Source organism: Mesorhizobium sp. M1A.T.Ca.IN.004.03.1.1, from assembly GCF_003997555.1.
GTDB lineage: Bacteria > Pseudomonadota > Alphaproteobacteria > Rhizobiales > Rhizobiaceae > Mesorhizobium.
Genome location: NZ_RZTV01000080.1, coordinates 1 through 365, shown reverse-complemented (window position 1 = coordinate 365; position 365 = coordinate 1). Strand labels below are relative to the sequence as shown.

Annotated in this window: 1 pseudogene; it reads right to left on the bottom strand. The window is 65.8% G+C overall.

Annotation, left to right across the window (positions count from 1 at the left end):
- Window positions 1-365: pseudogene (locus tag EOD29_RS30780) on the bottom strand (methyl-accepting chemotaxis protein); the annotation flags it as partial.

The following is a 365-nucleotide window of genomic DNA, read 5'->3' as shown; positions in this document are numbered from 1 at the left end:
AGAGCCAGCAAATCGGTCTGGCGGGCGATCTCCTGGACGATGCCGATCTTCTGCGCGATCGTGCGCATGGCGTCGACCGCGCGGGAGACCGCCTCGCCGCTGGCTTCCGCATCCTTGGCCGACTGACGGGCGATCTTTTCCGTTTGCGCCGCGTTGTCGGCGTTCTGCTTGATATTGGAAGCCATCTCTTCCATCGAGGCGGAAGCCTCTTCGGCCGAAGCCGCCTGCTCGGTGGCGCCCTGCGAGACCTGCTCGGAGCTTGCCGAAAGTTCCTGGCTGCCGGATGAGACGTTCTCGGCGGCGGAGATCGCATCGGCGACGACGCCGCGCAGGCGTTCGACCATCTGTTCGAGCGCGACTCCGAG